Origin of the sequence: Halomonas sp. 113 (assembly GCF_904067645.1) — a bacterium.
Taxonomy (GTDB): Bacteria; Pseudomonadota; Gammaproteobacteria; order Pseudomonadales; family Halomonadaceae; genus Vreelandella; species Vreelandella titanicae.
In genome coordinates this window covers 4,544,200-4,560,700 of sequence record NZ_LR881453.1, presented here as the reverse complement: position 1 = coordinate 4,560,700, position 16,501 = coordinate 4,544,200, and the positions used below count along the sequence as shown (strand labels likewise).

11 protein-coding genes and 1 pseudogene are annotated in these 16,501 nt (G+C 57.2%); 8 read left to right on the top strand and 4 right to left on the bottom strand.

The window, feature by feature from the left end; all coding sequences use genetic code 11:
- Nucleotides 1-31 precede the first annotated feature (31 nt).
- From YERSI8AC_RS21345 to YERSI8AC_RS21310, 8 genes are all read left to right on the top strand, one after another.
- Complete coding sequence (locus YERSI8AC_RS21345; RefSeq protein WP_022521550.1) at nucleotides 32-757, top strand: HAD family hydrolase; 726 nt, start codon at nucleotides 32-34, stop codon at nucleotides 755-757.
- Nucleotides 750-1,460, top strand: coding sequence for a UTRA domain-containing protein (locus YERSI8AC_RS21340; protein ID WP_022521551.1), 711 nt, complete (start codon nucleotides 750-752; stop codon nucleotides 1,458-1,460). Before YERSI8AC_RS21345 ends, YERSI8AC_RS21340 begins: the two co-directional genes overlap by 8 nt.
- A 119-nt stretch (nucleotides 1,461-1,579) precedes the next feature.
- Complete coding sequence (locus YERSI8AC_RS21335) at nucleotides 1,580-2,614, top strand: putative 2-aminoethylphosphonate ABC transporter substrate-binding protein (RefSeq protein ID WP_022521552.1); 1,035 nt, start codon at nucleotides 1,580-1,582, stop codon at nucleotides 2,612-2,614.
- 46 nt (nucleotides 2,615-2,660) lie between these two features.
- Nucleotides 2,661-3,785, top strand: a complete 1,125-nt coding sequence (locus YERSI8AC_RS21330; RefSeq protein WP_159177531.1) for a putative 2-aminoethylphosphonate ABC transporter ATP-binding protein — start codon at nucleotides 2,661-2,663, stop codon at nucleotides 3,783-3,785.
- Nucleotides 3,782-5,476 carry a putative 2-aminoethylphosphonate ABC transporter permease subunit gene (locus YERSI8AC_RS21325; RefSeq protein ID WP_159177530.1) on the top strand — a complete coding sequence of 565 codons (1,695 nt, stop codon included), beginning with the start codon at nucleotides 3,782-3,784 and terminating at the stop codon, nucleotides 5,474-5,476. The genes YERSI8AC_RS21330 and YERSI8AC_RS21325 overlap by 4 nt, the downstream gene beginning before the upstream one ends.
- Before the next feature lie 63 nt (nucleotides 5,477-5,539).
- A complete protein-coding gene (locus tag YERSI8AC_RS21320; RefSeq protein ID WP_159177529.1) occupies nucleotides 5,540-6,700 on the top strand; it encodes a 2-aminoethylphosphonate--pyruvate transaminase in 1,161 nt (386 codons plus the stop codon).
- Entirely contained in the window at nucleotides 6,700-7,518 is an 819-nt protein-coding gene (gene phnX, locus YERSI8AC_RS21315; protein WP_159177528.1) for a phosphonoacetaldehyde hydrolase, read from the top strand. Before YERSI8AC_RS21320 ends, phnX begins: the two co-directional genes overlap by 1 nt.
- Nucleotides 7,515-8,408, top strand: a complete 894-nt coding sequence (locus YERSI8AC_RS21310; protein WP_159177527.1) for an EamA family transporter — start codon at nucleotides 7,515-7,517, stop codon at nucleotides 8,406-8,408. Before phnX ends, YERSI8AC_RS21310 begins: the two co-directional genes overlap by 4 nt.
- Nucleotides 8,409-8,508: 100 nt before the next feature.
- Here the strand turns inward: YERSI8AC_RS21310 and YERSI8AC_RS21305 are convergent, their stop codons facing one another.
- From YERSI8AC_RS21305 to YERSI8AC_RS21290, 4 genes and pseudogenes are all read right to left on the bottom strand, one after another.
- The gene (locus YERSI8AC_RS21305; RefSeq protein ID WP_159177526.1) at nucleotides 8,509-9,270 is read right to left on the bottom strand and encodes a hypothetical protein; all 762 of its coding nucleotides are present in this window, start codon (nucleotides 9,268-9,270) and stop codon (nucleotides 8,509-8,511) included.
- A gap of 327 nt (nucleotides 9,271-9,597) precedes the next feature.
- Nucleotides 9,598-10,659 carry a tetratricopeptide repeat protein gene (locus YERSI8AC_RS21300; protein ID WP_159177525.1) on the bottom strand — a complete coding sequence of 354 codons (1,062 nt, stop codon included), beginning with the start codon at nucleotides 10,657-10,659 and terminating at the stop codon, nucleotides 9,598-9,600.
- 13 nt (nucleotides 10,660-10,672) lie between these two features.
- Entirely contained in the window at nucleotides 10,673-14,377 is a 3,705-nt protein-coding gene (locus YERSI8AC_RS21295) for an RHS repeat-associated core domain-containing protein (protein WP_236557471.1), read from the bottom strand.
- 99 nt (nucleotides 14,378-14,476) lie between these two features.
- Nucleotides 14,477-16,495 (bottom strand): annotated as a pseudogene (locus YERSI8AC_RS21290) (type VI secretion system Vgr family protein); the annotation flags it as partial.
- Nucleotides 16,496-16,501 lie beyond the last annotated feature (6 nt).

Sequence of the window (16,501 nt, the reverse complement as noted above, 5' to 3'; positions counted from 1 at the left end):
GCCGCCAACCCGCGATGAAAGGAGTGCTCCCATGCGCCTGGCCCTGTTTGATCTTGACGACACCCTCCTGGACGGAGACTGCAGCGACCGCTGGAATTTATGGATGATAGAGCAAGGCTGGATCAGCGATGCCGAAGCGTTTATGGCGCGGGCGGAGAAAATGCACCAGGCCTATCACGCGGGGAAGCTAAAGCTTGAAGAGTATTTGGCCATGACCCTAGCACCGCTGCGAGGGCGCAGAGTGAGAGATGTGCAAAAAGAGGTCGAGCGCTTTGTTGCCACGCACCTGCAACCGCGTATTTTTGAACAAGCTTGGGCCTGTCTGGAAGCGCACCGCCAGGCAGGCGATACCCTGGTACTGATTTCCGCCTCGTCACGGCATCTGGTCGAGCCGATAGCGACCACTCTGGGTATTGAACACGTGCTGGCGGTAGAGCTAAGCGTGGAGCACGGCATCAATGAAGACGCGCGCTATACCGGCGGCAGCGAGGGTATTTTTTCTTATCGTGGCGGTAAGGTGCTGCGCTTAAAACAGTGGTTGGCCGAGCAGCAGTTCACCCCTAGCCACACTACTTTCTACTCAGACTCCCGCAACGACCTCCCGCTGTTGCAGTACGTGGATTGCCCTGTAGCGGTCAATCCCGATCCAGTACTCGCTGAAGTGGCTAGCGTTGAAGGTTGGCGGCGCTTAGACTGGCGGGCGCCCTCAAGCGCTTCGTCACCTAATGCTCTGCCAGGAAAATCGGCACATGTCTGATGCCTACTATCTAAAGTTAACCGAACAGCTTCGTACCTTGATCGACCAAAATGCTGCCCTGTGGGAAGGAAAGCTCCCTGCAGAGCGGTCATTGGCCGAGCGTTTTGCCACCACTCGTGTGACCCTGCGCCAAGCGCTTTCACAGTTGGAAATGGAGGGCTTAATCCACCGCAGCAACCGGCGCGGCTGGTTTATTTCTCCTGCCCGTTTAGTTTACGACCCCACCCGTGACGCGGGCTTTAACGACTATGTACGTGCACAGGGGCGGCAGCCACGCACGGCAGTATTGAAGCTGGAAACCCGTGCCCATCTGCCTGCCGCGCGGGCACTGAATCTGCCGGATGACCAGCCGTTTCAGCATATTCGCCGCCGCCGCTACGTGGATGACCGCGCGGTGCTGGTGGAGTCGCTGTGGGTGGTGCCCGAGCGTGCCCCAGAGTTGCTAGATATCTATAGTGGGCAATCGCTTTGGGGGCTGTTGCGCGAGCGCTGGGGGCACTACCTGGCCAATCGCTCTATTCGCATGGTCTCAGAAGCGCTTTCGCCAATGGATGCCGAAGAGCTATTCGTTGCGCCCGGCACTGCCGGGTTAAATATTAACCGTGCCATTTTAGACGACCAGCAGCGCCCTATTGAGTTTGATGAAGAGCACTGGCTGCACGATTCGCTGTGTATCAGTGTGGAGCTATCCGGTCAGCGCTAGCGGAAACGACCTAGTCGTGGTCATCATCAGTTAAAAAAACGGTCAAACAAGCGTCATCGCAGTGTCATTTAAAGCCTGCAGACTTCTGGTCTATACCAATTAGCCAGGAGCCCACCATCATGATGCCACGCCGTTTATTCCCCTCCACCTTGCTTGCAGGTGCCGCAGCCGTTGCACTTGCTTCAAGCGCCCAGGCCACTGAATTAACCGTGTATACCGCCGTTGAGTCAGATGACCTGCAAAAATACGCCGAACGCTTCAGCGCGGCGCACCCGGATATCGAGATTAACTGGGTGCGCGACTCCACCGGCGTGATTACCGCCCGCCTGCTGGCCGAGAAAGACAATCCCCAGGCTGACGTGATCTGGGGCCTGGCCGCTACCAGCCTGCTGGTGTTGGAAGAGGAGGGCATGCTGGAGCGCTACGCTCCCGCTGGCGTTGAGAATCTCGACCCCAAATTTGTCGATGTGGCCTATCGTGATGGTGAAGACCCAGCTTGGGTGGGTATGGACGCCTGGGTCGCTGCTATTTGCTACAACACCATTGAGGGCGAGCGCCAGGGCGTGCCGATGCCGACCTCTTGGGAAGATCTCACCCAGCCAGAGTTTGAAGGCCATGTGATTATGCCTAACCCCAACTCGTCGGGTACCGGCTACCTGGATGTGGCCAGCTGGCTGCAGCTATGGGAAGAGGATCAGGGCTGGGATTATATGGATCGCCTGCATAACAACATTGCCCGTTACACCCATTCTGGCTCTGCTCCCTGCAGCCTGGCGGCCACCGGTGAAACCGTGGTGGGCGTGTCATTTGCTTTCCGCGGTGCGCGCTTGAAGTCCCAGGGTGCGCCTATTGAAGTTATCTTCCCTGAAGAAGGGCTGGGCTGGGATATGGAGGCCGCCGCTATTATGACTGGTACCGACAAGCAGGAAGCCGCGCAAACGCTTATGGATTGGGCAATCTCCCGCGATGCCAACGAACTCTATAACGAAGGCTATGCAGTGGTTGCCTACCCAGGTGTGGCACAGCCGATTGAAAACTACCCCTCCGATATTACTGATCGCATGATCGACGCCGACTTCCAGTGGGCTGCCGTCAATCGCGAACGCGTGCTGGCCGAGTGGCAGCGTCGCTACGATGGTAAAACCGAGCAATAAGCCGCGATCAGTTGCCCCGGCCAGTGTGCCGGGGCATGGAGATGTTATGCACACGACAATGACATCGCTGCTGGCGGCCGACGCGCCGACAGTGATGACCCCCACGACGCCCCATTTACGCATTGAAGCGGTGACCAAGCGTTTTGGTACCTTTACTGCACTGGACAACATTTCCCTGACCATTAACGAGGGGGAGTTTGTCTGCTTTTTAGGTCCCTCCGGCTGCGGCAAAACCACCCTGCTGCGCACGATTGCAGGGCTGACCCAGCAAACGACGGGAACGCTTATTCAGCGTGACAAGGATATCTCCACGCTGCCCACCCAGGCGCGGGATTTCGGCATTGTGTTCCAGTCCTATGCGCTGTTTCCCAACCTAACGGTGTTTAACAACGTGGCCTATGGGTTGCGCAACCGGCGGGTAGAGCGGTCACGCATCCAAGCACGGGTGAGTGAGCTGCTTGCGTTGGTGAACTTGACGGGTAGCGACAACAAGTACCCGGCGGCACTTTCCGGCGGACAACAGCAGCGCGTGGCGCTGGCGCGGGCACTGGCCACCGAGCCTGGCCTGCTGCTGCTGGACGAGCCGCTTTCGGCGTTGGACGCCCGGGTGCGGGGCCACCTGCGCAGCCAGATTAAAGCCCTGCAGGCGCGCCTCGGGGTGACCACCATCATGGTGACCCACGACCAGGAAGAAGCGCTGACCATGGCCGACCGCATCGTGGTGATGAACCACGGCGTGATCGAGCAAGTGGGCACCCCGGCCGAGATCTACCACCAGCCTGCCAGCGCCTTTGTGGCCTCGTTCATTGGCAGCATGAACTTCCTGGAAGTGACCGCTCAGGGCGATAACCAAGCGCTGCTGGGTACCACGCCCTGCGCCTGCCTATCGCATACCCTGAAAGTGGGCCAAGCCGCCCAGTTGGCTATTCGGCCCGAGGCGGTGGCACTTAGCCGTCAAGCGGGAGCGCTGAATGGTGAGGTGATCGGCATCGAGTTTTTAGGTCCCTTTCAGCGGGTCACTTTGCGCCTAACGGACGTTGACCAAACGCTCATTGCCGATGTGCCTAGCCGCGATAGTACCGACCTAAGCCTTTACCAGGGGCAGGTTCTAGGCATTCACCTGCCCGCCGAAGCCGCTCGTCTTTACCCCGCCGGGAGCAGCCAGCAATGATCGCCGAGAGCTTTGTAAAATCGGCGACCAAGCCGTCGCTAGAGTCGCTGATCCGCTTGTTGGCGTTACTCGCTGGCGTTGCATTGCTGGTGGTGGGGCTGCTGTTCCCACTCGTGACCATGCTGATCAAGAGCCTGCAAAACCGCGCCGGCGACTTTATCGGCCTGGCTAACTTCGCGCACTATTTTCAAACCCCGGCGCTGGTCAATTCGATTGCCAACTCGTTGCGGGTGGCGCTGATGACCACCGGTGTGGTGGTCGGGTTAGCGTTTTTATGCGCCTACGGGATCACTCGAACCTGCATGCCGGGCAAGCGGCTATTTCGCATGTTGGCGATTTTGCCCATTCTGGCGCCATCGCTGCTGCCCGCGATTAGCTTGGTCTATCTGTTTGGCAATCAGGGGTTTCTGCGCGATTTACTGGTCGGCCACTCGGTTTATGGGCCTATCGGCATTGTGATGGGCATGAGCTTCTGGATATTTCCCCACGCGCTAATGCTGCTGACCACCGCGCTGACCAACAGCGATGCGCGGCTCTACGAAGCGGCCGAAGCGCTGGGAACCCCCAAGTGGCGTACGTTTTTGACTATTACGTTGCCCGGCGTGCGCTACGGGCTGATTTCCTGCCTGTTTGTGGTGTTTACCCTGGCGATTACCGACTTCGGCGTGCCCAAAATCATCGGCGGTCAGTTCAGTGTGCTGGCTACCGACGTCTACCGCCAAGTGGTGGGGCAACAGAACTTTCAGATGGGGGCTGTGGTGAGCGTGATTCTGCTGCTGCCTGCAGTGCTCTCGTTTATCGTTGACCGCTGGATACAGCGGCGCCAAGTGGCGCAACTCTCGGCACGGGCCGTGCCGTGGCAGCCTAGCCCCAGCCCGCTGCGGGATTGGATATTTACACTGCTGTGCTACGCGGTGGCGGGGGCCATTGTGCTGGTGATCGGCACAGCGGTGTATGCGTCGCTGGTGCAGTTCTGGCCCTACAACTTATCGATAACCTTTGAGCATTATACCTTCCAAGGCATGGCCGATGGTGGTTGGGGGGCGTGGTTTAACTCGCTCAAGTTAGCGTTTAGCGTGGCCTTGGTGGGCACGTTAGTGATCTTCTTTAACGCCTGGCTAATCGAAAAGAGTGAAGGCTTTCGCCCGCTGCGCCAAGGGCTGCACTTTATGGCCATGCTGCCCATGGCGGTGCCTGGCATGGTGCTGGGGCTTGCCTATATCTTCTTTTTCAATCAGGCGGGCAACCCGTTTAACTGGCTGTACGGCACTTTGATGATTCTGGTGCTCAACACGTTGGTACATTTCTATACGGTGTGCCACTTAACGTCGGTGACCGCGCTAAAACAGCTCGACCCTGAGTTTGAAGCCGTCGGGGCCTCACTGAAAGTGCCGTTTTGGACGACCTTCTGCCGGGTAACGCTACCGGTGTCGCTGCCTGCGGTGCTGGATATATCGGTTTACCTGTTCGTCAATGCGATGACCACGGTTTCCGCGGTGGTGTTTCTCTACAACAGCGACACGCGACTGGCCTCGGTGGCGGTGCTACACCTGGATGAGGCGGGCTACTTTGCCAGCGCTGCGGCCATGGCCGTGCTGATTTTCCTCACCTCGTTGGTAGTTAAGCTGCTTCACACCGCGCTCACCCATGTTTTATTGAACAACGCCCAGCGCTGGCGCCATGCGTGCTAGCTGACACCTAGACAGCCGCTGTGCTTACTATTAAAGTGTTTTAAAAATCTGGTATATACCAAAATGACCGATAACGTGTGCAAGGACGTAAAAGCCCCCTACCTATTAACCCCCGGGCCGCTGACTACTTCCCATGCGACCAAAGCTGCCATGCTGCGTGACTGGGGCTCCTGGGATGACGATTTTAACCAAGTGACTGCCGGCATTCGCACCCAGCTGCTTGCCATGGCCGAGGCAGCAAGCGACGAGTACGCCTGCGTGCCTATGCAGGGCAGCGGCACCTTTGCTGTTGAGAGTGCGCTGGCTTGCGCCACTGATCCCAACGGTAAAGTACTGGTGCTGATGAATGGTGCTTACGGCAAGCGAGCCGGCCAACTGCTGGATACCATAGGGCGCGTCTATATCACCTTGGATAAAGGCGACTATCTGCCACCCCAGCCCAATGAGGTGGCGGCGCTGCTGGAGCAATATCCTGATATTACAGCGGTATTTTTAGTGCACTGTGAAACCAGCTCGGGCATTTTGAACCCGTTAGAGGCGATTGCAGAGGTGGTGAACGCTCATGGTAAAACGCTCATCGTCGATGCGATGAGTTCCTTTGGCGGCGTACCCATCAGCCTCGCGAAAACACCCATCGATGTGCTGGTTTCCTCTGCCAACAAGTGCATCGAGGGCGTGCCTGGATTTGGTTTTGTGATTATTCGCAAAGCGCTGCTTGAAGCAGGCAAGGGGCGCGCCCACTCACTGAGCCTGGATCTGCACGACCAGTGGTCGTATATGGAACGCACTGGTCAGTGGCGCTTTACGCCGCCCACTCACACCGTGGTGGCCTTTCAGGCCGCACTTGCCCAGCACCGGGAAGAAGGCGGTGTGCCAGGGCGCTGCGCGCGCTATACCCGCAATCGTGATGCGCTGGTAAAAGGCATGCGAGCGCTAGGCTTCAGCACGCTGTTAGAAGACGAATGGCTATCGCCGATCATCACTACCTTCTTAAGCCCAACCGATCCAGCGTTTGAGTTTAACGCTTTCTACGCGGCGCTAAAGGCGCGCGGGTTTTTGATCTATCCCGGCAAGTTGACTGAAGTGGAGAGTTTTCGTATCGGCTGCATTGGTCAGCTAGGCACCACGGTGATCGCGGAACTGCTAAGCGCCATTCAAAACACACTTGCCGAGATGGGCGTTAGCCTTTTTCCAGGCCTATCTTCACAATCAGGGAGCGCCTAATGCAGTATCAATCTCCCCAATGCTTGCAAGCGGTTATCTGTGACTGGGCAGGCACGCTGGTCGACTTTGGCTCCTTTGCGCCTACCCAGATCTTCGTCGAAGCGTTTGCTGAGCTGGGCGTGGCGATTAGCCTGGAAGAAGCTCGCGGCCCCATGGGTATGGGTAAGTGGGATCATATTCGGACACTCTGCAACCATCCAGACATCGCCGAACGCTTTGTTCAGGCGGTAGGCCACGCGCCTTCTGATGACGATGTAACGGCGCTTTATGAGCGCTTTATGCCGCTGCAGATTGCCAAAATTGCCGACCACTCGGCGGTGATTCCCGGCGCGCTCGACACCTTAACTACGCTGCGCGCCCAGGGGCTGAAAATCGGTTCCTGCTCTGGCTACCCGGCGGTGGTGATGGAAAAAGTCGTCGCTTTGGCTGCGGATAACGGCCTGCAAGTTGATCACGTAGTGGCGACGGATGAGGTGCCCAATGGCCGTCCGTATCCTGCTCAGGCGCTGGCCAATGTGATCGCGTTAGGCATCAGCGATGTGGCAGCGTGTATTAAAGTGGACGACACCATGCCGGGCATTCTTGAAGGGCGCAGCGCGGGGATGTGGACGGTGGCGCTTACCTGCTCGGGCAATGCGCTGGGGCTAACCTATGCGCAATATCAAGCGTTGAGTGATGCCGAGCGCCACGCCGCCCACGAGCGGGTGGCCGCGCAGTTTGCCCCCTCAGCACCGCACTATTGCATTGAGACTATTGCCGAGCTACCCAGCGTTGTCGAAGCCATCAATGCCCGCCTTCGCCGTGGAGAGCGTCCTTGAGCCCAGCCGCGCTTGCTCTAGTGCTGGTCTCGGTATGTATGCACGCCGGATGGAATGTGTTGGGCAAACGCAATGCGCCGTCGTTAGCCTCTTTTACCCTGGCTTACGGCGCGGGTGGCGCGGTGATGCTGCCGCTGGTGTTGATTGGGCCGTCACTCACTGCATTACCAAGTGCATTCTGGGGCTGGCTGGCGCTTTCTGGGCTGTGTCAAATGCTCTACATGGGCGGCTTAGCCTGGGCCTACGCGCGAGGGGACGTTAGCGTACTCTACCCCATCGCCCGGGCATTGCCGGTAGTGCTAGTGCCGCTGGTATCCATTGCGCTGCTGGGTAGTCGGGTGCTGGATAGATGGGACGGCCTTGGCATGGTGCTAGTCGTGGCAGGCGCGCTTTGCCTGCCGCTTAGCCATCCGCAGGCGCGCAGGATATCCACCTATCTCACCCCGGCCATGGGGTTTGCGCTACTAGCGGCGGCAGGCACCGTTGGCTATTCGCTGATCGACAAGCAGGCCCTCGGGCTAATGCAGGGGGCAGGGCACAGCGGGTTAACCGCCGGGGCGGTGTTTATGGTGCTGCAAGCGCTGATGACGCTAACCTGGTCGGTACCACTGCTGGCGCTGCTGCCCGCAGAACGGCGCCGGCTACCCGCGCTCCGTCAGCAGGGATTTACCATGCTGATCGTTACCGGGTTGATGATGACCTGCACTTACGGTCTAGTATTAATCGCCATGGCGCTTACCAAAGAGGTGAGTTATGTGGTGGCACTGCGCCAGCTCTCCATTCCGGTGGGCGTGCTAATGGGTGTGCTGTGGCTGAAGGAGCCCGCATCCAGGGCAAAAGCTGTCGGCACTCTGGTGATGTTGGCGGGGCTGGTGCTGGTGGCGCTTTAGACAATTACGCTGGCGGCGCTTTTGGCACCGCCAGCGTAAGGTGATCTAGCCAGCCATCGTCGTTGTTTTCGGCTGCCAGCGGATTGTCAGTTCTTCGATGCTACTGGGCATCCCCAGCTGATTCCGCTTGGGGGCTGTCATTTGGTTGATAAGCAGTGGAATATAAGATGGTCAAGATAATGGCAGTGAATATATATATGAACGTGTTTACTAGTGGGGTTATCAAAGCAAAAGATATCAGGCTAAAGAATTGACCGCCAATCAAGCTAGAAAAAAGTCCAATGCAATATTCAAAAATAAATAGCAGAGCGATTAATAAGGCAAGTGAAAAGAATAGCGACCACTGGCAATTTTTAGTCATGCTCAAAGATTCTCTCAACGATATGCTTCTGTCAATCGCTACACCTACAAAAATAAGCGACAGCCTTAATGTGAAAAATAAAGTGATTAAGAAAAAAGTTAAGGGGATAACGCCCATTAAGACGTTATACATAATTAGGGTTAAAGAAGCTCCGATAAACATGCTTGGTATTATCCATAAGGCCAGGAATCCAATGCTATACAGGAGATATTTTATTTCTCGCTTTTTGAATTTCAATTTAAAAGCTTCTGGCTGTTCGTCGAGTAAGATTATCCGCATTGTATTTATTGAGATAATCGTCAGAATGGCCATGTCAGCAACAAAGAAAAGTATATATAAAAGTGAGCTGGCACTGCCGTATGAAAGACCTGTATAGACTGATCCGTAGCGTGCTAGTTGAAGTAAGATGTATAGGGTTAAAGGCAGAGTAACGCCTTTTGATATAGCGCTCCGATGCTGGGACATAAGATACAGTGAGCCGAGAGTGAATTTTGCAAACATACAAATTCCTTAGTTTTAGTGTGTTGTCAAGCAGACAGGTTGGTAGTTTTAAAAAACACCTATAAGAGAGGTGATAGAGTAAGGCGGTTGATTTCAGTAAATAAATGCGTTGGATTTTTTTTTTTTAGAAAGTTTTAATTTTTGTTAACTTTATGCATTTTGTATTTGGCAGCTGGGGAAAAACGGTAAGACGATAATGCTTCTGCAACGCTATCGTTAAGGAAGACAGCTAGATGCCTTCCTTAACGAGTATTGAATAAGGCAACTTCCCTGTTGTGTTTGCCGGGTGAGTTAAGGGGGTAAAACTATTTGTTGTTCATTTTATGACTAAGGCCAAGTTTCAGTTTCGGTGGGAAGGGGAGTATCGACTTGCCATTCCTCAGCAAGTCGCTGACCTTCTGCGATTTGCTCAGGGGTCAGCAGGGAAACTGCATAGTCTTTATTTTCCCGACCTACGGGGCTCCCTCTGTCATCAGCTATCGAGGCATATGTATACGCTAGAACCAAATTTTCAGGCACCCCTAAGCCTTGTCCGTAAAGGGAGCTTAAGTTGGCCATAGAGTTTGCTTCTCCTTGTTCAGCTGCAAGCTGATACCATTTAGCTGATTCGGAGTAATTTTGTTCAACGCCTTCCCCATTAAAATACATTAAAGCAAGGTTGTGTTGTGCTTTAGCAAACCCCTCATTTGCAGAAGAATTATATAAATCAAAGGCTTGGGAGCTGCTTTGAGGGACGCCTTTTCCTTCTTCGTATAAGACAGCGAGATTGTATTTTCCTATAGGATCGTCACTGTCTGCTGAAAGCTGTGCCCAATATACAGCTTTCTCCTCATCTTGTTGCACCCCCTGCCCATTGTAGTACATGTTAAATAAATAATTGGCAGAATTTGAAGCACCTTGCTCCGCAGCTAATTCAAACCACCTGGATGCTTCCGAATAATCACGTCTTACACCCCTGCCGTAATAATACATACGCGCTAGGTTATGCTGTGCACCGGCCATCCCTTGTTCTGCTGCTTGGCGGTACCAATAGATAGCTTTTGTATGGTTTGGTACCCTAAAACCGTTCTTATCTCTACCTGTCTCATAAATCCAAGCTAAGTTATTTTGGGCTATTTCATCTCCCTGTTCTGCTGCTAGTGTTAACCAATCAGCGGCTTTCTCGAAATTTTGCTCAACACCTCTACCTCTAAGATACATGTCGCCTAAGAGTGCTTGTGCATCTGGATTGCCCTCTTCAGCCAATGGTCTAAAGTTCTCAAGTGCAACAGTGTAGTCTTCGTTTCGTAAAGCCTCTCTGCCTTCCTCTAGAGAGCTGGCCATGACACTGAATGTTGTCAGTAACAAATATAAAGGTAATGCAGCTATGATTTTTTTAAATAAATTCATTCGGTTCACCATTTCAGAAGTTAGGTTCTTTAGCTTGGTAATCTAAGGGGTTGATATCTATGCCTTCTGGAGATTGAACCTCTTTTGCCCCTTTTTCTAAAGCATCTCTTAGCGCCGATCGCGGGTTGCTAGGCACGCCTATCTGGGGAGCATCAAATGCTCCCTCGGGTACAGGCCCCGGCCATCTTTCAAAATTAGGAATTAACTCGCCAGTATCTGGATTAAAAAGACTCCCATTATTATTCATATGCGAACAAACGCCGTGTATCGTCGCAGATTCCAAGAATTGAGCAAAGAATCCCACGCCAGGCTTTCTGCTTAGAACTGCCATAATAGAGTTGCGAGTGTTAGCAACCCCTGAATAATCTGGGACTTTCGTCCAGTCTTCAATGTCGCTAATACAACTATTAATAATTTGGTTATTGACGGAAGAGTCATATACAGAGTTTGCGCCTTCATGTGACCAACTGCTGCCACTCAACCCCAACGGATCCACCATCCCCGTCGGATTGGTCACATACCCATACAAATTCGTGCCGCCACTTAAACCAATCGGATCCTGGCTAATATATCGCCCTTGCTGCGGGTCATAATAGCGGTGGCGGTTGTAGTAGAGGCCGCTTTCTTCGTCGTGCCATTGGCCCTGGAACCTGATTGGTTGGGTGACGTTGCGCACGGCGCGTTGGTTTTTGACTGCGGCCCAGTCGTCAGGTTCGGCCAGCCAGCGGGGTTGGCCGTGGGGGGGGACCAGCTGCATCGGGGTGCCCAGGGCATCGGTGATATAGGCGCTGAGTACTTGGCCTTGTTGAGTGTCATCAATGCGCAGCATGGGCACAAAACTCCCAGGCTCATAGACCACGGTAGTGCGCTGGCTATCCGTTTCTTCCCTTACAATGCGGTCACCATCCCAGCCGTAGTGGGTGGTGGCGGTGGTGCCATTGGTGTGACGTACGGTTTTGCTGATGCGTCTTCCCAGGCCGTCGTAGCGGTAGGTGGCTTCGCGGGTCGCCCCCAGCTCGCTGGCGTGGGTCAGGTGCACTAAGCGGTTGGCGCCGTCGTAGCCCAGGGTTAGGCGTTCGCCGTTGGGCTGTTGGCGTTCGATCAGGTTGCCAGCGCCGTCGTAGCGGTAGCGGGTACCGTTTAATTGACCAAGGCGGTTATCAGGCAGGGCCTGTTGGCCTTCTAGCCGATTACCCGCCGCGTCCACGCTATAGCGGTGGGCGTGGTCGCCGTGCTGGCTGCCGATCAAGCGCCCGGCAGCGTCGTAACTGTAGGCGATGACTTTTTCTGCTGGATCACCTTGCAGGCTGCGGAAGCTCATACGGCCCAGGGCGTCGTATTGGTAGCTCTGCTGGCTGGTGGTGTCCGGGCTGCGCAGGGTGAGGTGATCCAGCTGACCGAGATTGGTGTAGCCCCGCTCCAACATTAATGGCTGGTGATGGTCATTGGCACTGGTACTAAGACGGCGCTGGGTCTCCCGGTGCAGGGCATCGGGTTCGAGGGCGATTTCCAGATCCAGGCCGGGGGCGCTTAGGCCGTGCAGGTGGCCGCTGCCGTAGGTGTGCCAGTTAAGCGCCGGTAGCTCGCCGAACTGGCTGGCTTGGGGCGCGCCGTTGGCGGTCAAGGTGTGCTGGTGCTGCCATATCCAACCGCTAGCTTCTTCTAGGCCGGTATGCCGCTGCTGTTCACCGATTAATCGCTGGGCGTGGTCGTAGCTGAACGTGACCTCGCCGTGATCGTTGGTGACGCTGACCAGTTGACCATTGGTGCCCCACTGGTACTGCTCCGTGCTGGCCGGGGCGTGCTCGGTCGCAGGTAGATGGCGGGCAGTCAGACGACCGGCTTCGTCATAGTCGTAACGGGTCACCAGCGGTTGGCCGTCCGGGCCTGGGCGGTTGGCTTCCAGCCGCTCGATCAATTGACCGGCTTCATCGTAGCGGTACTGCTGCTCGCGGCCATCGGGGCCGGTCTCGCTGGCTAAGCGATCCATCTCGTCATAAGCAAAGCGGTAGACCGCGCCATTGCCTAGGGTCAGCTCGCTGAGGCGGCCAATGTCATCGTAAGCGGTAAATTGTTGGCTACCGTCGGCCTCGATACGCTGCACCGGGCGGCCGTGGTCATCAAAGAAGAACTGCTGCCGAAACCCTTGGGGGCCTTCCAGCTCCACCAGTCGCCCTAAAGAATCCACATGGTGGTGCCAGTAGAGCCCGTCAGGAAGCTGGGTGGCGATGCGCCGACCCATCTCGTCGTGTTGGGTGCGGGTGGTCTCGTTCAGCGCATTGGTGACGCTGGCCAGATAGCCGTTTCGGTCGTAGGCGTACTCGGTACGCTGCTGTGAGCAGTCGATCTGGGCGGTAACTTGGCCCAGGGCGTTCCACTCGCGCTGGTGGGTGGCCCCGCCTGCATCGGTGAGAGTAGTCGGGCGATCGGGTAACTGTTCATTCTCATAAGCGAAGGCGGTGGTGCCTTCCGGCCCGGAGACCTCCAGCGGATGGCCGAGGTCGTTGCGTGTGATTTGCCAGCGCTGATCGTCAGGGCCTTCGATATTGATCGGTTGCCCCAAAGCATCGCGCTCAATCGCCCAACGCGTGCCGTCTGGGCCCGTCTGAGCGATCACCTGACCATGGTCGTCGCGCTCAATCAGCGTCTCGTGACCCAGCGGATCCACCGTCGCTACCTTGAGACCCGCCCGGTCATAGCGAAACTCGATCCGCGAGCCGTCGGCGCGGGTGTGGGCCGTCCAGCGGCGACCGGGCCCACTGCCCACGAAGTGGTAGCGCTCCTCCCGGTCTAGGCTGTCGGTGACCAGGGTGTGATCCATCTGGTAGCTGTACGTCCGCGCTAAACCGCCGGCTTCCTGCTGGCCGACCACCCGGCCATCCGGGGCGTGGCGATCCCAGGTGTAGTGCGCTTCCATGCCCCCGGGGACCCGGTGGGCGGTGAGCATATGGTCTTGCCACTCGAACTCGCGCACCACCTCGCCGTGGCGGTGACGTACGGCAATCAAATCCCCCACGGGGCTAAACGAGTAGCGCACCAGCCAGTCGTCCTGGGCGCTGCCGTCGTGCGCTTGCACCAGCTTGACGCCGGTTAGGCGCTGCCCGGCATCGTCGGGCTGGGCAGGAAGCAGGCTGTCGTAAACGAATTGGTAGCGACGCTGGGCGCTGTCGGTCACCGTGACCAGCAGACCGGCTTCCCAGTAGTACTGGGTAGCATAGCCGTTGCGGTCGCGCTCTTCGATTAAGGGCCAGCGAGCAGCGTTATCTTTTGAGCTATCACCTGAAGGCGTATCCGAGGTTGCCGCCACGTCTGCTGGATGGGCAAACACATAGTAAAGCCCGCTGGCATCGCTAAGAACAATACGTTCGGGATCCTGGCGCAGCGCCTCATCCAACACTTGCCAGCGAGGCGCGTTACTTTCTTCATCGGCTGAAGCACCCCCACGGCGTATCCATAGCTGCTCGGTGGGCGAGAAGCGTGCTTGGCCGGGGGCCAGTGGCCCAAAGGTAATCGCACGGCCCTGGGCATCGTGGACAATACAGGCGTCATCGTTAAGGGTGAGGGCGAGACTTTCGCCGGGTACCGACCAGCCCTGACCGAGTACCCCAATCCGCCCGTTGCTGGAGAGATAGCCACGGCTAAACACAAACGGCCGTGGCGCGGGTAGCGCAAAATCGGTCTCGGCGGGCAGCAGCTTGGCGCCCAGCAGCGGGTTCACCGGGCTACCCACCGCGGGTTGGCAGGCACTGCAGTCGTCGGCCAGGCCATCGGTGATGTCGATATCGTCTAACGCTAGCGGGGTCGCGGCGGCAATCTCACTGCTCAGCAGCGGTGCCTGGTGCGGCTCGAGGGTGACGTCCTCGCTCTCCTCAGGCTCGGCTTCCCCGGGTAAGCGGGGCAGTACAATGGCGTGGCCCTGGCCGCGCCCGGGGCTACCGCCGGAGTTGATCTTGACCTGGGGGCCGACAATGGTCACCCCGCCGGGGTCGAGCTTGATAAAGCTACCCCCGGCTTTAAGGGTGATTTCGCTACCCGCTTCCAGGACGATCTGGCTGCCCGCTTTGTGGTGCAGCTCGCGGCCGGTCTCGACCAGTTGGGCTTCACCGTAGACCTCATGGCGGGTCTGATCGACCTGGAGGTGGTCATCGCCCTTGATCTGAGTGTAGCGCTTGCCGTGTACGGTGAGATGGTCGTCGTTATGGATTTCGCTCAAGCGGTTGCGGTGGAGCTTAAGGTGGCTGTCCCGACGGATCTCCTCGGTGCGGTCGTTAAGGGTCAGCAGCTCCAGGTCTTTCTGGGCATGCAGCCAGATCTGCTCTTCGCCGGTGGCGTCCTCAAAGCGCAGTTCGTTAAAGCCTTCCGACTTATGGCTCTGGGTGCGGATCACCGTGCGGGTCTTGTTGGCCGGCAGTGGATAGGGCGGGGTATTCACCGCGTGGTAGGTGCGCCCGGTGACCAGCGGCTGATCGGGGTCGCCCTCTAAAAACGAGACAATGACCTCGTGGCCGATCCGGGGGATCGCCATACTGCCGTAGCCACCGCCTGCCCAACCCTGAGCCACCCGTATCCAACAGCTGGCGGTCTCGTTGGGTTCGGCGTAGCGATCCCAGGGGAACTGCACCTTGACCCGGCCGTGTTCGTCGCAGTAGATCTCTTCGCCTTCCGGCCCCACCACAAAGGCCACCTGGGGGCCGTCAACGCGAGGTTTAGGATTGGGCACCGGGCGGAAAGTCTGATCCTTCGGCATGATCACCACGTCGTTGTGGTAACGGGTCATCAGCTCGCCTGACTGGGCACTGCTCCCGTTATTTCCCCGCGCCATGCCATCTTCTTCCAACGCCTGGGGCTGTTCGCCGTGGTGCACCACCGAGACCACCTGCCACGCCTGGTTAAGGCTATCGATATCGTGGTCGGTGAGGGTAAAGCAGAGGCCAGGAGCAAGTTCCGGCAGGTCACTCTCGGCCTCGGCGGTAATGGCGTCGGCGCGCAGGGCCTCTAACCGGTGGCGGGTAAACGGCTTGCCGGAGGCGTCCTTCTTGTAGCGGCCAGGGTAGTCAAAGTGTTCGTAATCCTCCCGCTGGGCGTGTTCGCCCAAGTTGGGAGCGAGGTGCTCATGGATCTGCGCATAGGGCGGGTTTTTAAAGGTGTAGTCCTTGAGCATCGCCGAGGCGGGGCGCACGCGGTTGGCCTGACGCAATTTACGCAGGTGGCGTCGGGGCGGTGTGCCTCCGGCGCGGCCGTGGTAGGTGCGCTCGCCCACGCTGGGCAATACCACGGTGGCATCGGCAAACACCAGCTGGTGTTTGCCGCCCTCGGCGTTCTCAAACTCATGGAAATAGAAGCAGCCCTCTTCGGCGGCTAAACGCTCGATAAAGGCCAGATCGGTCTCCCGGTACTGAACCAAAAACTCCCGATCAAGGGGCGTGCGAGTAGTCGCAAAGCCGATATCGGTGAGGCTACGCTCATTAGCGAGGGTGGTGATGGCGTCAAAAGGCGAGGTGTCCTGAAAGATCCGCGAATTATGGCGCAGCGATAGCCGCCACAGAGCGGGGCGGATCTCGACCCGGTAAAAGCTGCGGCGGTGCCCCCTATCGCCGCGGTGAAGCTCTGAAATCATCCCATGCACCCGGCGTAGCGGCTCGCCGTCCTGCCAAATGGTCAGCGTGGCGTTTTGATCCAAGCAGTCGCTGGGCGATAGGTTGTGGGTACGGCTGGCAAACTCAACCGAGAGCGCAAACGGCTCCGACAGCGCCTCGCGATGGGTAAAGCGCACCACGGCGGTGTCATCGGCCCCGGGTAGGGTCAGGGTAAATTGCAGGCCCGTTTTGTCCGCCATCGCTCC